Source organism: Micromonospora sp. NPDC004336 (assembly GCF_053602615.1).
Genome location: NZ_JBSGDY010000041.1, coordinates 1 through 14459 on the forward strand (window position 1 = coordinate 1; position 14459 = coordinate 14459).

Consider the following 14459-nt stretch of genomic DNA (forward strand, 5'->3'; position numbering starts at 1 on the left):
TGGGTTTTGTTTTGTTGTAACTGGGTGTGATATCCCATCCGCCGGCAAGCGCGGGGGGCGCCCCCTCCCGTCCGGGAGGCCGACCCCTGCCTGGTCGAGCGGGGGCGCTCAGCCCAGCGTGGCCAGCTCGGTGACCAGCACGTTCGACAGCACCTGGCCGTCGAGCTGGACCTCGCGCAGGTACCACTTCTGCTGCGGCGTGCGCGGCTGGTTGAACTGCCACACCCCGCGCGGGCTGTCGATCTGGCCGATCTTGCCGAGCGCCAGGTTGACCTGCTGCGGGTTGGGCGTGCCGCCGGCGACCCGGATCGCCTGGTCGAGCACCTGCGCGGCGTCGTACGAGGCCATCGCGTAGGTGGTGGGCGAGGTGCCGTGCTTCTTGCGGTACGCGGAGGCGAACCGCCGGTTGGCCGTGTTGTTCAGGTCGGCCGAGTAGTTGAGGGCGGTCTCGATGCCCGTCGCGTCCTCGGCCTTGACATCTTCGAGCACCGTGCCCTCGGTGAGGAAGCCCGGGGCGTAGACCTTGCCCTTGAACCCCTCGGCGCGCAGCTGCTTGATGAACTCGACGGCCGCCGGCCCGGCGAAGTGGCAGAACACGGCGTCGGGGTTGCGGTCCAGCGCCTTGCGGATGTCGGCCCGGTACGCGGACTTCGACGGGTTGGTGAAGACGCCCGTCCAGGTGACCGGGTCCTTGATGCGCTGGTCGGTCTCGCCGAACTCCTGCCTGAAGCCGCGCACCACGTCCTGGCTGCCGACGTTCTCCGGCACGATGATCGCCAGCCGTGCCGACGGGGCGAGCTGCTCCCGCAGGTAGCGGCCCAGCGCCCGGCCCGCCTCGTCCAGCACGTACGACGTCCGCCAGATGTAGACGACGCTCTGGAGGCTGGTCGGCGAGGCGTTGGAGCCGATCAGCGGCACCCGGGCCTGCTCGACGGTGTCCCGGATGGCGAGCATGACGTTCGAGTCGACCACGCCGGTGAGGGCGTGCACGCCCTGCTTCAGCAGCCCCTCGACGGCGGCCTTTCCGGTCTTGACGCTCTCGCCCTCGTCGGCGGTGAGCAGGGTGACGGGGTGCCCGCCCAGGCTGTTGGCGTTGAGGTCGAGGAAGAGCTGGAAGCCCTGGGTGATCTCGGCGCCGATCGCCTTGAGGCCGCCGCTGGTGGGCGCGACGAGGCCGATCTTGATCGGGCTCCGCCTGCTCGTCGGTTCACCCTCGGCGGCGTCGGTGCCGCAGCCCGCGGCGAACCCCGCCGTCCCGAGCGCGGCCAGCATCTGGAGTGCCCGCCTGCGGTTCATCTGCGACACCGAGTTCCTTCCGGGGGAGCGTTGCAGGGCGGATCACGCCCCCCCGGCGTTCTACCGGCTTCGCGACGCTGCGTCAATGCTTAGCGATCTTCCAGCAGAGATCGAAAAGCAGCCGTGACCTGGGGCCATGCCGCCGACTCCGGATCGATGAGCCCGAAATGCTCGCATTCCGGCAGCTCGACGAGGCGGACTTCGCCGCCCGCCGCCCGGTCGGCCGCGACGAACGCCCGACTCATCGCCACCGGCACCTGCTCGTCCCGCTCACCATGAACGACTACTGTCCGTATCGAAATGGGAACCGATGATCGTGGATCGGCGGCGGCGTACCGGTCGGGGACCTCCGCCGGGCCGCCACCCAGCAGCGCCGCCACCGCCCCCGCGTCCAGGTCCCGCCGGTACGCCTCGGCGAGGTCCGCCACCGGCGCCAGCGCCAGCACGCCCCCGACGGCTCCCGGTGCGGTCGCCGCCACGTACAACGCCAGGTGCCCGCCGGCCGAGTGGCCCACCAGCAGCGGCGGCCCCGCGGCGACGTCCCCGGGCAGCGCCTCGGCCGCCAGCCGGGGCAGCTCCGTCACGCCGGTCAGCACGTCGGTCAGCGTCCCCGGCCAGCCGCCGCCCGGCTGCCCCGTCCTGCGGTACTCCACCTGCGCCACGGGGTGGCCCAGGGCGGCCAGCGCGGCGGCCAGCGGGCCGGTGTGCCGCCGGTCGTACTCGGCCCGCCAGAAGCCGCCGTGCACCACCACGACCAGCCGCCGGGCCGGGCCCGACCCGCCGGGCCGGCGCAGGTCGGCGACCTGGTCCGGGTGGTCGCCGTAGGCGACGGTCACGTCGGGCGGCGGGGCGGGACGGCTGAGCACGGCGCGCGGGTCGGCGGGCACGGCGCGCGGGTCGGCGGGCATGGCGCGACCGTAGCGCGGATCACCCGCCGATCCGGCGTCGGGGATCGGTCCCGGGGCGCACGGTCGCCTGCGGCTGGGTAAAGATGGATCCCATGACCGAAGCGCACTCCACTGGACAGAACGACGAGGCGGGCCAGGAAGGCGCCGGCCGCTCCGGCACTGTGGTGGTGGTCGGCCCGGACGGCCGGCCGGTCGGCACCGTGCAGACCGACGAGGCCGCCGGCGAGGACCCCACCCGCCTGGTCGAGCAGCCGGCCAAGGTGATGCGGATCGGCAGCATGATCAAGCAGCTGCTGGAGGAGGTCAAGGCCGCCCCGCTCGACGACGCGAGCCGGCACCGGATGCGCGAGATCCACGAGCGGTCGATCGTCGAGCTCAAGGAGGGCCTCGCCCCCGAGCTGCGGGACGAGCTGGAACGGATCTCGCTGCCCTTCACCGAGGAGAAGGCACCCAGCGAGGGCGAGCTGCGCATCGCGCACGCCCAGCTCGTCGGCTGGCTGGAGGGCCTCTTCCACGGCATCCAGGCGGCCCTGGTCGCCCAGCAGATGGCCGCCCGGGTCCAGCTGGAGCAGATGCGCTCCGGCCGGCCCGCGCTGCCCAGCGGCCCCGGCGGCATGATGCCGGGCATGCCCGGCATGGGCCAGCCGCAGGGCAACGAGGGGCACAGCACCGGCCAGTACCTCTGACCCGCGCCGGCCGGGACCCCGGCCGGCCGCTCAGTCCACCCCGAAGACCTTCTCCAGGTACGCGGCCACGCCGTCCGTCGAGTTCGCCGAGGTCACCTCGTCGGCGATCGCCAGGACGGCGTGGTGCGCGTTGGCCACCGCCACGCCCCGCCCGGCCCAGGTCAGCATCGGCACGTCGTTGGGCATGTCGCCGAAGGCCAGCACGTCCCGGGCGTCGATCCCCAGCCGCGCGCAGTACCACGCCAGCCCCGCCGCCTTGGTCACGCCAGCCGCGGAGATCTCCACCAGCCCCGAGTACGACGAGTGGGTCGCCTCGGCCAGCCCCTCCAACGCCCCCGCGACCAGCGCGACGAAGGCGTCCGGATCCTGGTCGGCCGCCCGGGCCAGGAGCTTCACCGCCGGCGCCGACAGCAGCTCCTCGGGGGTCTCGACCGCCCGGATCGCGTCGTGGTCGGCGTCCCAGCGCAGCGGGTAGTGCGCCTCGTGCCGCATCTGCCGGCTGTCGACGATCTCCACCGCGAAGCTGACGTCGGGCACCTCGGCGCGCAGCCGCCGGGCCACCTCCGCGAGCAGCTCCGGGGCGAGCGGGTCGGCCCGCAGCACCTCGTCGGCGACCGGGTCGTAGACCACCGCGCCGTTGGCGCAGATCGCCGGCAGGGGCTCGGCGAGCTGGTCGTACACGAGCTTCAGCCAGCGGATCGGACGGCCGGTGACCAGCACGACCGGCGTGCCCCGCGCGGAGATCCGCGCCAGCACGTCGGCGGTGTGCGGGCTGAGCGAGCGGTCGTCCCGTAGCAGGGTGCCGTCGATGTCGGTGGCGATCAGCCGAGGTGCCTCTCCCATCAGCGGGACAGTAGCCGATCGAGATACACCGCCACCCCGTCGTCGTCGTTGCGCAGCGTCACCTCGTCCGCGGCGGCCCGGACGGTCGGGTGCGCGTTGGAGACGGCCACCCGGGCCCAGCCGGCCCACGCGAACATCGGCAGGTCGTTGGGCATGTCGCCGAAGACCAGCACCTCGGCCGGGTCGACGCCGAGCCGCTGCGCCACGACGGTGAGCCCGGTCGACTTGTCCACCCCCGGCGGGCAGATCTCGACGAAGCCCAGCCCGGCCTGGGTGAGCGTGGCGACCTCCGGCGGGACGATCTGGCGGGCGACGGCGAGCAGTTCGTCGACGTGGTGGTCGGCGGTCCGGACGAACGCCTTGATCACGTCGCAGGAGAGGCACTCGGCGCGGCTGCGCGCCTCGAACGCGTCCTGGTAGGGCCAGCTCGGGTGGTAGTCGCCCCAGAGCGGCGCGTCGTGCTCGTCCGACGCCTCGACCATCACCGTCAGCGGCCCGACCGCCGCCTCCAGGTCGGCCAGCAGCGCGGCCAGCACGTCGGCGGGAAGGCGCTCGTCGCGCAGCACCACCGGCCCGGCGGGGTCGCTCTGGTCGACCACGCGTCCGCCGCCGGCCATCACCAGGAAGTCCGCCGCACGGATGTCGTTGCGGGTCAGCTCGGCGAGCCGGGGCCCGCGGCCGGTCGCGCCGACCACCGGGATCCCGGCGGCCCGCACCCGGTCGAGCACCCCGTGGGTGTACGCGGAGACGGTCTCGTCGCTGCGGACGAGCGTCCCGTCGAGGTCGGTGGCGATCAGCTTGGGCAGGCCCGGGCGGGTCATCGTTCCTCCTTCGCCCGCCGCCGCCGCGACCAGCCGTTTCGGTCGTCGGTGCCTCGACACTGAGTGACGGCGGGCAGCAACCGTACCTCGCGCGGCAGGCCGCAACCATTGCCTTTCGGCGAATGCGGTGCCAACGGACGACGGCCCGGCGGTGTCCCCGCCCGGGGCCGTCGCGGCGGGCCGTACGGTGGGCGGATGGAAAAGCGGGACTGGCCGGCGGCGGAGATCATCGGCACCGAGCGGCTGGTGCTCGAACCCCTCCGCGTCGACCACGCCGAGGAGCTCGCCCCGCTCCTGGACGACCCGGCCCTGCACGAGTACATCGGCGGCAGCCCGGCCGGCCTCGACGAGCTGCGGGAGCGCTACCGCCGGCAGTCGACCGGACGGTCCCCGGACGGCCGGGACGGCTGGCTCAACTGGGTCGTCCGGCACCGGGACACCGGCGACGCGATCGGCACCGTGCAGGCCACCGTACGGCTCGACGGCGACCGGCCGGTCGCCGAGCTGGCCTGGGTGGTCGTGGCGCCCCACCAGGGCCGCGGCTACGCGGGCGAGGCCGCCGCCGGCATGGTCGGCTGGCTGGCGGAGCAGGGCGTCGGCGCGCTGGTCGCGCACGTGCACCCCGACCACCGGGCCTCCGCCCGGGTGGCCGAGCGGCTCGGTCTGCGGGCCACCGACGAGCTGGTGGACGGCGAGGTCCGCTGGGCGGCCCCCTGACCGGCGGCGAGCGCTGGCGGGCATCCCCGCTCCGTGCGCCGTGGCCTCTGGCGGCCGGTCAGTCCCGGGGCTCGGGGCGGGCGAACGGGATGGCCGGCCCGACGGTCAGGTCGGCCGGTGCGGGCAGCGCACCGTCCTCCTCGACCCGCGCCGCCCGGCCGCGCAGGCGCCAGCCGCCCGGCTCCGCCTCGTCGCCCTCGTCCCCCTCGTCGGCCGCCTCCCCGTCCGTGGCCTCCCCGGCCGCCGGGGTCGCGCCGGCCGGGGCCAGCTTCAGCGCCGCCGCGAGGAGCGCGCAGGCGACGAACGCCGCCACCAGGCCCCGGCCGTACTCGACCCGGAAGCCGTCGTCGGTGGAGTAGAAGAAGACGCGCTGGCCCGCCTCGTCCATGGAGGCGGCGGTCGCGGCCAGCAGCGCCAGCAGCGCCACGGCGAGGGCGAGGCCGGCGACCCGGGCGTTGCGCCGCACCGCCGCGGTGCCGCGCAGCGCCAGCGCCGCCGCGCAGACCAGTGCCATCAGCCCGACCAGGTAGCCGACCCCGAAGCCGCCGATGTCGGACACCCCGCCGGGCACCCGGACCGGCGTGTTCCCCTGCGGGCCGGCGTTGGGGATGGTCATCACCTGCCACTCGCCGAGCAGCGAGGCCAGGGCGGCCACCGCGCCCAGCGCCGCGAGCAGCAGCGGGAGCCGACGGTCTCGGCGCAGGCCGGCGAGCATACGCCCGAACCGCCCCGGCGGAGCCGCCTCCGCCCCGCCCCACTCCACGACGGCGGTGCCGTCGGACCGGTTGTCCTGGCGAGGAATGGGGAGATCCTGGGACATCGGCCACCCTTCCGCGTTTCGCGGGCCTGGGTCGAATCATGACACAGCACGCACCCGGGGACGCGGAGCGTGAACGGTCGCCGGGCGGTGCCCTTTCGGATAGCGTCGGGTAATGCCTATCCGTACCGCTTCCGCACGTTGGCAGGGCAACCTCACCGAGGGGTCCGGCACGGTCCGCACCGGCAAGGGCGGGCTGGAGGGGAACTACTCCTTCAAGTCGCGTTTCGAGGAGGGTGAGGGCACCAACCCCGAGGAGCTGATCGGCGCCGCGCACGCCGGCTGCTTCTCGATGGCGTTCTCCAAGGCCCTCGCCGAGGCCGGCTCGCCGCCCACCTCGGTGGAGACCACCGCCAAGGTCCACCTCGACAAGACCGACGCCGGGATGACCGTCACCCGGATCGAGCTCGACACGGTCGGCGACGTGCCGGGCATCGACGAGGCGCAGTTCACCAAGCTCGCCGAGACCGCCAAGGAGAACTGCCCGATCTCCCGGCTGCTCTCCCCGGGCGCGCAGATCACCCTGACCGCCCGCCTCGCCTCCTGACCCGCCCGCGCACGCCTCCACGGGGAGCGACGCTCCCGGTGGAGGCGCGCCGATCTTGACCGGGCCGCGCGGGCCGCGCCCGCGGGGCAGAATGGGCGGGTGCCGGTGGAGATGAGCCGCGAGCGCTTCGAGGAGCTGGTCGGCGAAGCGCTCGACGAGGTGCCCGAGGAACTGCTCGCCCTGATGAGCAACGTGGTGATCCTGGTCGAGGACGACCCGCCCCCCGGCGAGGACCTGCTCGGTCTCTACGAGGGCCACGCGCTGACCGACCGGGGCTGGGACTACTCCGGCGTGCTGCCGGACCGCATCCTCATCTACCGCAACCCGATCCTGCGCATCTGCGACGACGACGAGGACGTGGTGGACGAGGTCGCGGTGACGGTGGTGCACGAGATCGCCCACCACTTCGGCATCGACGACGAGCGGCTGCACGAGCTGGGCTGGGGTTAGGCGGCCGTACGCCGGCCGGGTCCCGCGTCGGCCTCCGGGATCCGGCGCCCGGGGGGCGCGACGACCGGCGTACGGACCGGGCCGGTCGGCCGGTGGCCGGCGGTTGCGGCGGTCGCCTACGGTCGGTCCAGGCATCGCAATTTCAGGAGGCACTTCCATGCGTAGCGAGCTCTTCTCCGCGGAGAACCTGGAGAAGGAGTCCGCGCAGCCCGGCATGCGGCTGCAGAACTCCAAGATGTTGAAGATCGAACTCAACGGCGAGGCGATGGCCCGGGTGGGGTCGATGGTCGCCTACCAGGGGCAGGTGCAGTTCCAGGCGCTCGGCTCGGGCGGGCTCGGCAAGTTCCTCAAGCAGAAGCTGACCGGCGAGGGCGTCCCGCTGATGAAGGTCACCGGCCGGGGTGACGTCTTCCTCGCCGACTTCGCCAAGGACGTGCACATCATCGACCTGGAGCCGGGCGACGCGCTCTCCATCAACGGCTCCAGCGTGCTGGCCTTCGACTCCACCCTCCAGTACGACATCCGCATGGTCGGCGGGGCCGGCATGGCCTCCTCGTCGGGCCTGTTCAACTGTGTCTTCAGCGGCCACGGCCGGATCGCCATCACCACCAAGGGCGCGCCCGTGGTGCTCAACGTGGACGCCCCCACCTACGTCGACCCGCAGGCGGCGGTCTGCTGGTCGGCCAACCTCCAGACCGGCTACCACCGCGCGGAGCAGCTCGGCCTCGGCACGCTGCTCGGCCGGCGCACCGGCGAGGCGTTCACGATGAGCTTCGCCGGCCAGGGCTTCGTCGTCGTCCAGCCCTCCGAGGAGCCGCCGATCATGGGCAGCGGCACCCAGGAGCAGCAGGGCGGCCTCCTCGGCGGCCTGCTCAGCTGACGCGCGCCCGGCTCGGCCTGACGCGCGCCCGGCTCGGCCTGACGCGCGCCCGGCTCAGCCCGACGTGCGTCCGGCACAAGCCGACGCGCGTCCGGCCCGGCTGACCCGCGCCCCGCGCGTTCCGCCCCCGCCCGCGCCGGCCCGGTCCCGCCGGATCCGCCGCGACGCGGGGGCGTCGTCGTCAGCCGAGGTCGCCGGCGCGCAGGCGGGCCAGCCAGGCGGCGGCGTCGGCGTAGTCGGCGTCCGACAGGCCGGGCGGGGCGGGGACCGGCCGGTCGCCCGCCGCCGGGGTCCAGCGGTGCCGGGGGTACGAGCCCAGGAACCGCACGTCGGCGCAGACCCGGCGCAGCCCCTGCAACGCCTCCCCGAGCCGTACGTCCGCCACGTGCCCGGCGCAGTCGAGGAAGAAGACGTACCGGCCGAGCGCCTCCCCGGTGGGCCGCGACTCGATCCGGCTCATGTTGACGCCCCGGACGGCCAGCTCCATCAGCACCGCCAGCAGGGCGCCCACCCGGTCGTGGGCGATGTAGACCGCCAGCGAGGTCACGTCGTCGCCGGTCGGCGGCGGGGGCGGGCCGGGGCGGGACACCAGCGCGAAGCGGGTCACCGCGTCCGGATGGTCGGCGATCTTGTCCGCGAGGAGGGTGAGCCGGTGCCGGGCCGCCCCGATCGGGGCGCAGATCGCCGCGTCGTGCTCGCCCGACGCGGCGCCGGCCGCGGCCGCCCCGTTGGAGAGCACGTCGACCACCACCGCGTCGGGCAGGTGCGCGCGCAGCCAGCCCCGGCACTGGGTGGACGCCTGCGGATGGGCGGCGACGCTGCGCACCTCGGCCAGCGCCGTGCCGGGACGGGCGGCGAGCACGAACTCGACGGGCAGGATCACCTCGCGGGTGATGACCAGGGGTTCCCCCTCGGCCAGCTCGTCCAGGGTCACCCCGACCGCCCCGCCGATCGAGTTCTCCAGCGGCACCAGGGCGGCGTCGGCCTCCCCGGCCCGTACGGCGTCCAACGCCTCGGGCACGCTGCGCGCCGGGGCGCGGCTGCCCCGCTCGGCGGCGGGGATGGTGTTCAGCGCCTGCTCGGCGAAGGTGCCCTCGGGACCGAGGTAGACGAAGCGCGTCGGCGGTGTTCCCGGCATGGCGACAGCCTACGCACCCGGTACGCCGACCGACCCGCCGTCGCAGACCAGCGTCCGGATGCCGGGCGGCCCGGCGGCGCGGACCTCGGCGGTGCAGACGTCCGTGCCGGCGGTGACCAGTCGCGGGGCGCCCGGCCGGCCCTCCGTGACCACGTGGAGATCCTCGTGCCCGGTCACGTCCAGCACGGTGTAGTGCCAGTCGCCGGCGCAGAGCGGGCCCGTCCGCACCCGGACCCGCGCGTCCCGGGGGAGCACGCCGCCCCGGCCGCGGACGAGGTCGATCACCCGCCTGCCCGAGGGGCCGTCCGGGCAGCGCACGGCGACGAGACCGGGGTCGGCGGTCGGGGCGCCCGCGCCGGGCAGGCCGGTGGCGGGCGGCGGGGTCGGTGCCAGGGTGGGCGTGCCGGTCGGGGCAGGCGCCGCGGTGCGGGTCGGCGGGGCCGTCGGAGCGGCCCGCAGCTCGGGCGGGGTGCCGCAGCCGGCCAGCGGCAACGCGGCCAGCAGCGCGGCGGCCACCAGCCGGCCGCGCCGGGCGGGGATGCCGGCCGGGCGGTCGGGGGCGGCGTGGCGCGAGGGGGTGGGCGGCACGGGCCGATCCTCGGGACATCGGGAAGCGTCACTGCGGCCGGGAGGCCGAGCCCATCCTAGGAGGAACCGGCGACCGGGTGAAGGTCAGGCGAGCACCCGGTGCCCGGCCCGCTCCAGCGCGGTGGTCGCCTCGCCGAGGCGCACCGCCGGGACCAGCAGGTAGTCGGTGTCGTACGTGGAGAAGACGACCACGCTGACACGCGCCGCGGCGAGCGGGTCCACCAGCGTGGCGAGGGTGCCGCTCACGGCCAGGTCGAGCGGCCCGGCGACCCGCAGGCAGCGCCAGGCCGTCTCGACGGCGACCCGTTCGGGCACCCGGTCGGCGGGGCAGATCAGCGAGATCCCGTCGGCGGTCCAGCTCACCGTGACGACGTCACCGTCGCTCAGCCCGCCCGCCAGGTCGGGCGGCAGGGCGGAGCCGGCGGCCATCCGGCACACGGCGTACTCCCCCGGCAGCAGAGCGATATCGAGCATGAGGGCACCTTACGGCCTCGGCGACGACCCGCCCCAGATTCGCCGGGTGCGGCGAACGCCACATCCCGCCGCAGGTCAGACCTCGGAGAAGAACGTGAGGGAACCGGCGACCGAACCGTGGGTGAGCACCGGCGTGGAGATGGCGTCCACGGTCGCGTCCGCCGCGCCGGCCGACGCGGCCTGGACCCGGAGCAGCCCGCGGGCGAGGCGCCCGCTGGAGAGGGCCAGCAGCGGCGGGATCTTGTCGAGCTCCTGCTCGGTCAGCTCGCGCGGGTTGGCGGTGAAGTCGAGCAGCCGAAGCCCGCCACCGAGCAGCGGCAGCCCGATGACGTCCTCGGGCGCGCCGAGGCAGAGCAGCTCGCAGCCGGCGGCGGAGACGGCGACGACCCTCGTCCCGGCGTCGATCAGCAGGCACGGCTCGTCGGCGTGGGAGACGGTCGACGACCACTGCCCGAAGTTGTCGGACCCCTGCTCTGTCGATGTCCCCGCCGCTGGCACGAACACTTCAGAGAGCGAGAGTTCGACGTGGGCCACCGCGCCTCCTATGTACACCGACGGTCTGTCCACGCTAGCCGTTCGTCGCGGAAGTCGCCTAGCGCGCTGCGGTCACCCGGGCCGCCGGTGGTGACGGGGCCCTGGCCGGGCGGCCGGCGACGGCGCGACCGACAGGCACCCGACCGGCGCCCGGTCCGCGTGGCGTCGCCGGTGACGTTACCGCCGGCCGGCCGGCTTGTCAGCGGCCGTTCGGCCGTCCTCGTACCACCGGTAGTCGGCGGCCGGCCGGTAGGCCCCGTTCATCCAGGTGCCCGGGTGCTGCGCGACCCGGGACAGCTTCTCGGCCGTGGCCGGGCTGATCCGGCTGCCCCCGGCGACGAGCAGGCGGTCCAGCTCGCGGTGGGTGGCCATGAGGCAGTCCTTCGGCAGGCCGTAGACGCTGATGACGCCGGAGCCGACGAACGTCAGCACCGGCGTCACCGGGATCGGCAGACCCACCGCGTCGGAGAGCGCCTTGCTGGCGCGCTTGGCGTCGCGGCGGGCCTCCGCCACGTAGGGCGGTCGCTTGCCGTTGATCTGAACCACGTCGCCGGCGACCAGCACCCGGGCCCGGCCGTGGTCGGCGACGGTCACGGCGAAGAGGCCGCTCGGCCCGATGGCGAGGAAGCCCGCGCGTTCGTCGCGCTCGTGGTCGAGCAGGAGGTCGGAGACGTCCGTGCGGGGCCACTCGATGACGTGCCAGGCGGGCCCGAGGTGGTCGAGCTGGCCGAGCGCCCGTGCGCCGGCCGCCTCCAGTCGGCGTGCGCCCCGTTCCGCCCGCCGGCGGCGGGCCCATTCCAACGGGGACGGACGAACCGGCGCGAGCACCCCCGGCGACTCCACCCGGGGGTGTGGCACCGCCGCGGGCGGCAGTGCCCGGGCGGACGGTACGGCTCGACGAGCGGGAAAGACAGTCATCGCGACCTCCGGCAAAAGGTCCCTCGAAGTTATGTCCTCACTACCCTACGTTGCCAGTCCCCCGTGTCGGCAAGTTGGAACGCCGGAGTGAGTGCGGATGAATGCCATATTCATCCACCCCTGTTTTATCGGATGCCGCCAAACCCTGCCCTACGCTGCGATGGTGACCCACTACGTGGACAGCGAGGTCGGTCGGCTCGGCACGGTGCTGCTGCACCGGCCCGGCCCGGAGCTGGCCCGGCTCACCCCGCGCAACAACGACTCGTTGCTCTTCGACGCCATCCCCTGGGTCGGCCGCGCGCAGGAGGAACACGACGCCTTCGCCGCCGCCCTGCGCGAGCGCGGGGTCGAGGTGCTCTACCTCGCCACCATGCTGGCCGAGACGCTCGCCGTGGCCGACGCGCGGGCCGAGCTGACCGAGGAGGTGCTGCGCTCGCCCCGCCTCGGCGACTCGCTGCGCGCCCGGGTCGCGGACCACCTCGCGTACCTCGACCCGGTCGCGCTCGCCGACGTGCTGATCGCCGGGCTGGCCCACGAGGAGCTGCGGGTCAGCCGGGAACGGCCGGGCGGCCTGGTCTACACGCTCATGGACCGGCACGACTTCGTCATCGACCCGCTGCCCAACCTGCTCTTCACCCGCGACTCGTCCTTGTGGATCGGCGACCGGGTCGGGGTGACCAGCCTGGCGATGCCGGCCCGGCGGCGGGAGACCACGCTCACCGACGCGATCTACCGGCACCACCCGCGCTTCGCCGGCACCGAGTTCGTCTACCACCCCGGGCTGGAGCACCTGGAGGGCGGCGACGTGCTGCTGCTCGCGCCGGGGGTGCTGGCCGTCGGGGTCGGCGAGCGGACCACCCCGGCCGGTGCGGAGCGCCTCGCCCGCCAGGTCTTCGCCGCCGGGCTCGCGCACACCATCCTCGTCGTGCCGATCGCCCAGGAACGCGCGACCATGCACCTGGACACCGTCTGCACGATGGTCGACGTCGACGCCGTGCTGATGTACCCGAACATCGCCCACAGCCTGTCGGCGTACACGGTCATCGCCGGGGCGGACGGCGAGGACCCGCGGGTCGACGGGCCGGCGCCGTTCCTGCGGGCCGCCGCCGACGCGATGGACCTGGCCCAGCTCCGGGTGATCGACACCGGCCTGGACCCGGTCACGGCCGAGCGCGAGCAGTGGGACGACGGCAACAACACCCTCGCCCTCGCGCCCCGGCTCTGCGTGGGCTACGAGCGCAACACCGAGACCAACGCGCAGCTCGAACGGGCCGGCATCGAGGTCATCCCGATCGCCGGCTCCGAGCTGGGCTCGGGCCGGGGCGGGCCGCGCTGCATGTCCTGCCCCCTGGTCCGCGAACCGCTCGCCGGGCGGGACGGGCCGCCTTCCTGACGCCACCGGTGCTGCCTCGGGCGTCGCCCGGGCCGCGCCCCACCCCCGCCGGGTGGGCGGGGGTGGGGCGGCGTGGCTCAGCGCAGGGTGAGCTGGCGGCCGAGCAGGCCGTGGCGGGCGCGCCGGCCGGCGGCGTCCAGCGGGGCGGTGTCGGCGAGCGCCTCGGCGTACCGCTTCGCGAAGTCGGCGACGGGCTGCTCCCAGTCGGCGGCGGGGACGTCCTCCGGCAGGTCCCAGACCGGCACCAGCCGGCCGTGCGCCCGGAACATGCCGGCGAACCGGGTGGCCTCGCCGAGGGTCAGCGTGCCCGCCAGGCTCAGCCGGGCCAGCGCGTCCAGCGCGGCGTCCTCGTCGTCGGGCAGCACCCAGCGCACGTGCGCCTTCTCCGGCACCTGGCACCAGTACGCGGCCCGGGCGGCGGCGAGCCGGACGGTCGGGTAGATCGCGGCGTTCGCCCGCTCCAGGGACGCCTGCACGTTGGGGTCGTCACCCGCCCCCGGGTCGAGCCAGAACTCGAACCCGTCGTGCATGCTGATCTCCAGCGGGCCGTCGACCAGGACGTCCTGGAGGCGGGGGCCCGGCCCCGGCAGCGGCGGGACGGACACCGGGGCGCCCGGCTCGGTCCGCAACGCGCAGAGCAGCGCCTCGGCCAGGTCCCGGGAGACGTCGCCGGACTGCTGGTGGCGCTGGAGCCCGATCAGGACCCGCCCGTCCGGCTTCGCCACCGCCGGGGCCGCCATCGGCAGCACGGTGGCCAGGACGACCTCGCGCTCGCCGAACTCCTCGGCCAGGGCGGGGGCGAGCCGCAGCGGCGCGGAGGCCGCCGGCACCAGCTCGCGCAGGGCGATCCACTCCGGCTCGTCGGTCAGCCCCTCGAACGGTCGGGGCACGAAGATGTCGCGCACCTTCTCCCGCTTCGGGGTGGCTTCGGCGGCCCGCTGGCTCTTTCGACGCTTGCTCACGGCGAGACAGCCTAGAGGCCCGGGCCGCCCGGTGGGGGCGGGACCCGCCTGTCGCGGCCGGTCAGCCGGCCACGGCCAGGTCCGACCGGGTGACGTCGGCCGGGTCGAACTCGGCCCAGACGCTCTGGCCGAGGCCGTCGCGCTCGACGCCCCAGCGGTCGGCCAGCCCGGCGACGATGTGCAGGCCCCGGCCGTCGGCGGCGTCCGTGCCGGCCGTCCGCATCCGCGGGTCGCCGGCCGCGGCCCCGCCGTCGGTGACCCGGAGCTGCACCTGCTGGCCCTCGGCCGAGGTGCGCAGCCGCCAGGCCACCCGGACCACTCCGCCGGGCAGCGGGTCGGCGTGCCGGACCGCGTTGCCGACCAGTTCGGCCAGGACCGCGACGAGGTCGGCCAACAGCGGCGGGGGTACGACGCCGGTCAGCTCGTCGGCGAGCCGGTGCCGCGCCAGCCGCGCTCCCGTGGCGTGGTGGGGAACCACCACGCACCA

Annotated in this window: 18 protein-coding genes; 6 read left to right on the plus strand and 12 right to left on the minus strand. The window is 74.9% G+C overall.

The annotated features are described in order from the left end of the window. Nucleotides 1-108 precede the first annotated feature (108 nt). Nucleotides 109-1305, minus strand: a complete 1197-nt coding sequence (locus ACWENR_RS11710; RefSeq protein ID WP_452276959.1) for an ABC transporter substrate-binding protein — start codon at nucleotides 1303-1305, stop codon at nucleotides 109-111. 80 nt (nucleotides 1306-1385) lie between these two features. After that, nucleotides 1386-2183, minus strand: a complete 798-nt coding sequence (locus ACWENR_RS11715) for an alpha/beta hydrolase family protein (RefSeq protein WP_452276993.1) — start codon at nucleotides 2181-2183, stop codon at nucleotides 1386-1388. A gap of 104 nt (nucleotides 2184-2287) precedes the next feature. On the opposite strand from ACWENR_RS11715, the gene ACWENR_RS11720 reads away from it, so the two are divergent. Next, nucleotides 2288-2890: a bacterial proteasome activator family protein gene (locus ACWENR_RS11720; RefSeq protein WP_452276960.1), complete on the plus strand. Its 603-nt coding sequence runs from the start codon at nucleotides 2288-2290 to the stop codon at nucleotides 2888-2890. A gap of 30 nt (nucleotides 2891-2920) precedes the next feature. Here ACWENR_RS11720 and ACWENR_RS11725 read toward each other — a convergent pair whose 3' ends face one another. After that, entirely contained in the window at nucleotides 2921-3733 is an 813-nt protein-coding gene (locus ACWENR_RS11725; protein ID WP_452276961.1) for an HAD family hydrolase, read from the minus strand. Then, a complete protein-coding gene (locus ACWENR_RS11730) occupies nucleotides 3733-4554 on the minus strand; it encodes an HAD family hydrolase (protein WP_452276962.1) in 822 nt (273 codons plus the stop codon). Before ACWENR_RS11730 ends, ACWENR_RS11725 begins: the two co-directional genes overlap by 1 nt. Nucleotides 4555-4749: 195 nt before the next feature. On the opposite strand from ACWENR_RS11730, the gene ACWENR_RS11735 reads away from it, so the two are divergent. Further along, the gene (locus tag ACWENR_RS11735) at nucleotides 4750-5271 is read left to right on the plus strand and encodes a GNAT family N-acetyltransferase (protein ID WP_452276963.1); all 522 of its coding nucleotides are present in this window, start codon (nucleotides 4750-4752) and stop codon (nucleotides 5269-5271) included. 58 nt (nucleotides 5272-5329) lie between these two features. Here the strand turns inward: ACWENR_RS11735 and ACWENR_RS11740 are convergent, their stop codons facing one another. Further along, entirely contained in the window at nucleotides 5330-6091 is a 762-nt protein-coding gene (locus ACWENR_RS11740) for a hypothetical protein (RefSeq protein WP_452276964.1), read from the minus strand. Nucleotides 6092-6203: 112 nt separating this feature from the next. On the opposite strand from ACWENR_RS11740, the gene ACWENR_RS11745 reads away from it, so the two are divergent. The 3 genes from ACWENR_RS11745 (at nucleotide 6204) to ACWENR_RS11755 (ending at nucleotide 7965) form a co-directional block, all read left to right on the plus strand. After that, nucleotides 6204-6635, plus strand: a complete 432-nt coding sequence (locus tag ACWENR_RS11745) for an OsmC family protein (protein ID WP_091100754.1) — start codon at nucleotides 6204-6206, stop codon at nucleotides 6633-6635. A gap of 105 nt (nucleotides 6636-6740) precedes the next feature. Next, on the plus strand, nucleotides 6741-7085 hold the full coding sequence (locus ACWENR_RS11750; protein ID WP_176737547.1) for a metallopeptidase family protein: 345 nt from the start codon (nucleotides 6741-6743) through the stop codon (nucleotides 7083-7085). A 157-nt stretch (nucleotides 7086-7242) separates the two neighbouring features. Further along, complete coding sequence (locus ACWENR_RS11755) at nucleotides 7243-7965, plus strand: AIM24 family protein (protein ID WP_091100760.1); 723 nt, start codon at nucleotides 7243-7245, stop codon at nucleotides 7963-7965. A 181-nt stretch (nucleotides 7966-8146) separates the two neighbouring features. Here ACWENR_RS11755 and pheA read toward each other — a convergent pair whose 3' ends face one another. The 5 genes from pheA to ACWENR_RS11780 form a co-directional block, all read right to left on the minus strand. Next, nucleotides 8147-9103, minus strand: a complete 957-nt coding sequence (gene pheA / locus ACWENR_RS11760) for a prephenate dehydratase (RefSeq protein ID WP_452276965.1) — start codon at nucleotides 9101-9103, stop codon at nucleotides 8147-8149. A 9-nt stretch (nucleotides 9104-9112) separates the two neighbouring features. Next, nucleotides 9113-9643: a hypothetical protein gene (locus tag ACWENR_RS11765; RefSeq protein ID WP_452276994.1), complete on the minus strand. Its 531-nt coding sequence runs from the start codon at nucleotides 9641-9643 to the stop codon at nucleotides 9113-9115. Between the two features lie 132 nt (nucleotides 9644-9775). Further along, nucleotides 9776-10165, minus strand: coding sequence for an ACT domain-containing protein (locus tag ACWENR_RS11770; RefSeq protein WP_452276966.1), 390 nt, complete (start codon nucleotides 10163-10165; stop codon nucleotides 9776-9778). Between the two features lie 75 nt (nucleotides 10166-10240). Continuing rightward, nucleotides 10241-10699: a hypothetical protein gene (locus tag ACWENR_RS11775; RefSeq protein WP_452276967.1), complete on the minus strand. Its 459-nt coding sequence runs from the start codon at nucleotides 10697-10699 to the stop codon at nucleotides 10241-10243. Nucleotides 10700-10876: 177 nt separating this feature from the next. Continuing rightward, on the minus strand, nucleotides 10877-11617 hold the full coding sequence (locus tag ACWENR_RS11780; protein WP_452276968.1) for a hypothetical protein: 741 nt from the start codon (nucleotides 11615-11617) through the stop codon (nucleotides 10877-10879). A 160-nt stretch (nucleotides 11618-11777) separates the two neighbouring features. Between ACWENR_RS11780 and ACWENR_RS11785 the strand changes: the two genes are divergently transcribed. Further along, nucleotides 11778-13010: an arginine deiminase gene (locus ACWENR_RS11785; protein WP_452276969.1), complete on the plus strand. Its 1233-nt coding sequence runs from the start codon at nucleotides 11778-11780 to the stop codon at nucleotides 13008-13010. 77 nt (nucleotides 13011-13087) lie between these two features. On the opposite strand, the gene ACWENR_RS11790 is transcribed toward ACWENR_RS11785, so the two are convergent. Together ACWENR_RS11790 and ACWENR_RS11795 are read right to left on the minus strand one after the other, a co-directional pair. Next, a complete protein-coding gene (locus tag ACWENR_RS11790) occupies nucleotides 13088-13972 on the minus strand; it encodes a DUF5926 family protein (protein WP_452276970.1) in 885 nt (294 codons plus the stop codon). 61 nt (nucleotides 13973-14033) lie between these two features. Then, the gene (locus tag ACWENR_RS11795; protein ID WP_452276995.1) at nucleotides 14034-14453 is read right to left on the minus strand and encodes an ATP-binding protein; all 420 of its coding nucleotides are present in this window, start codon (nucleotides 14451-14453) and stop codon (nucleotides 14034-14036) included. Between the last annotated feature and the right edge of the window lie 6 nt (nucleotides 14454-14459).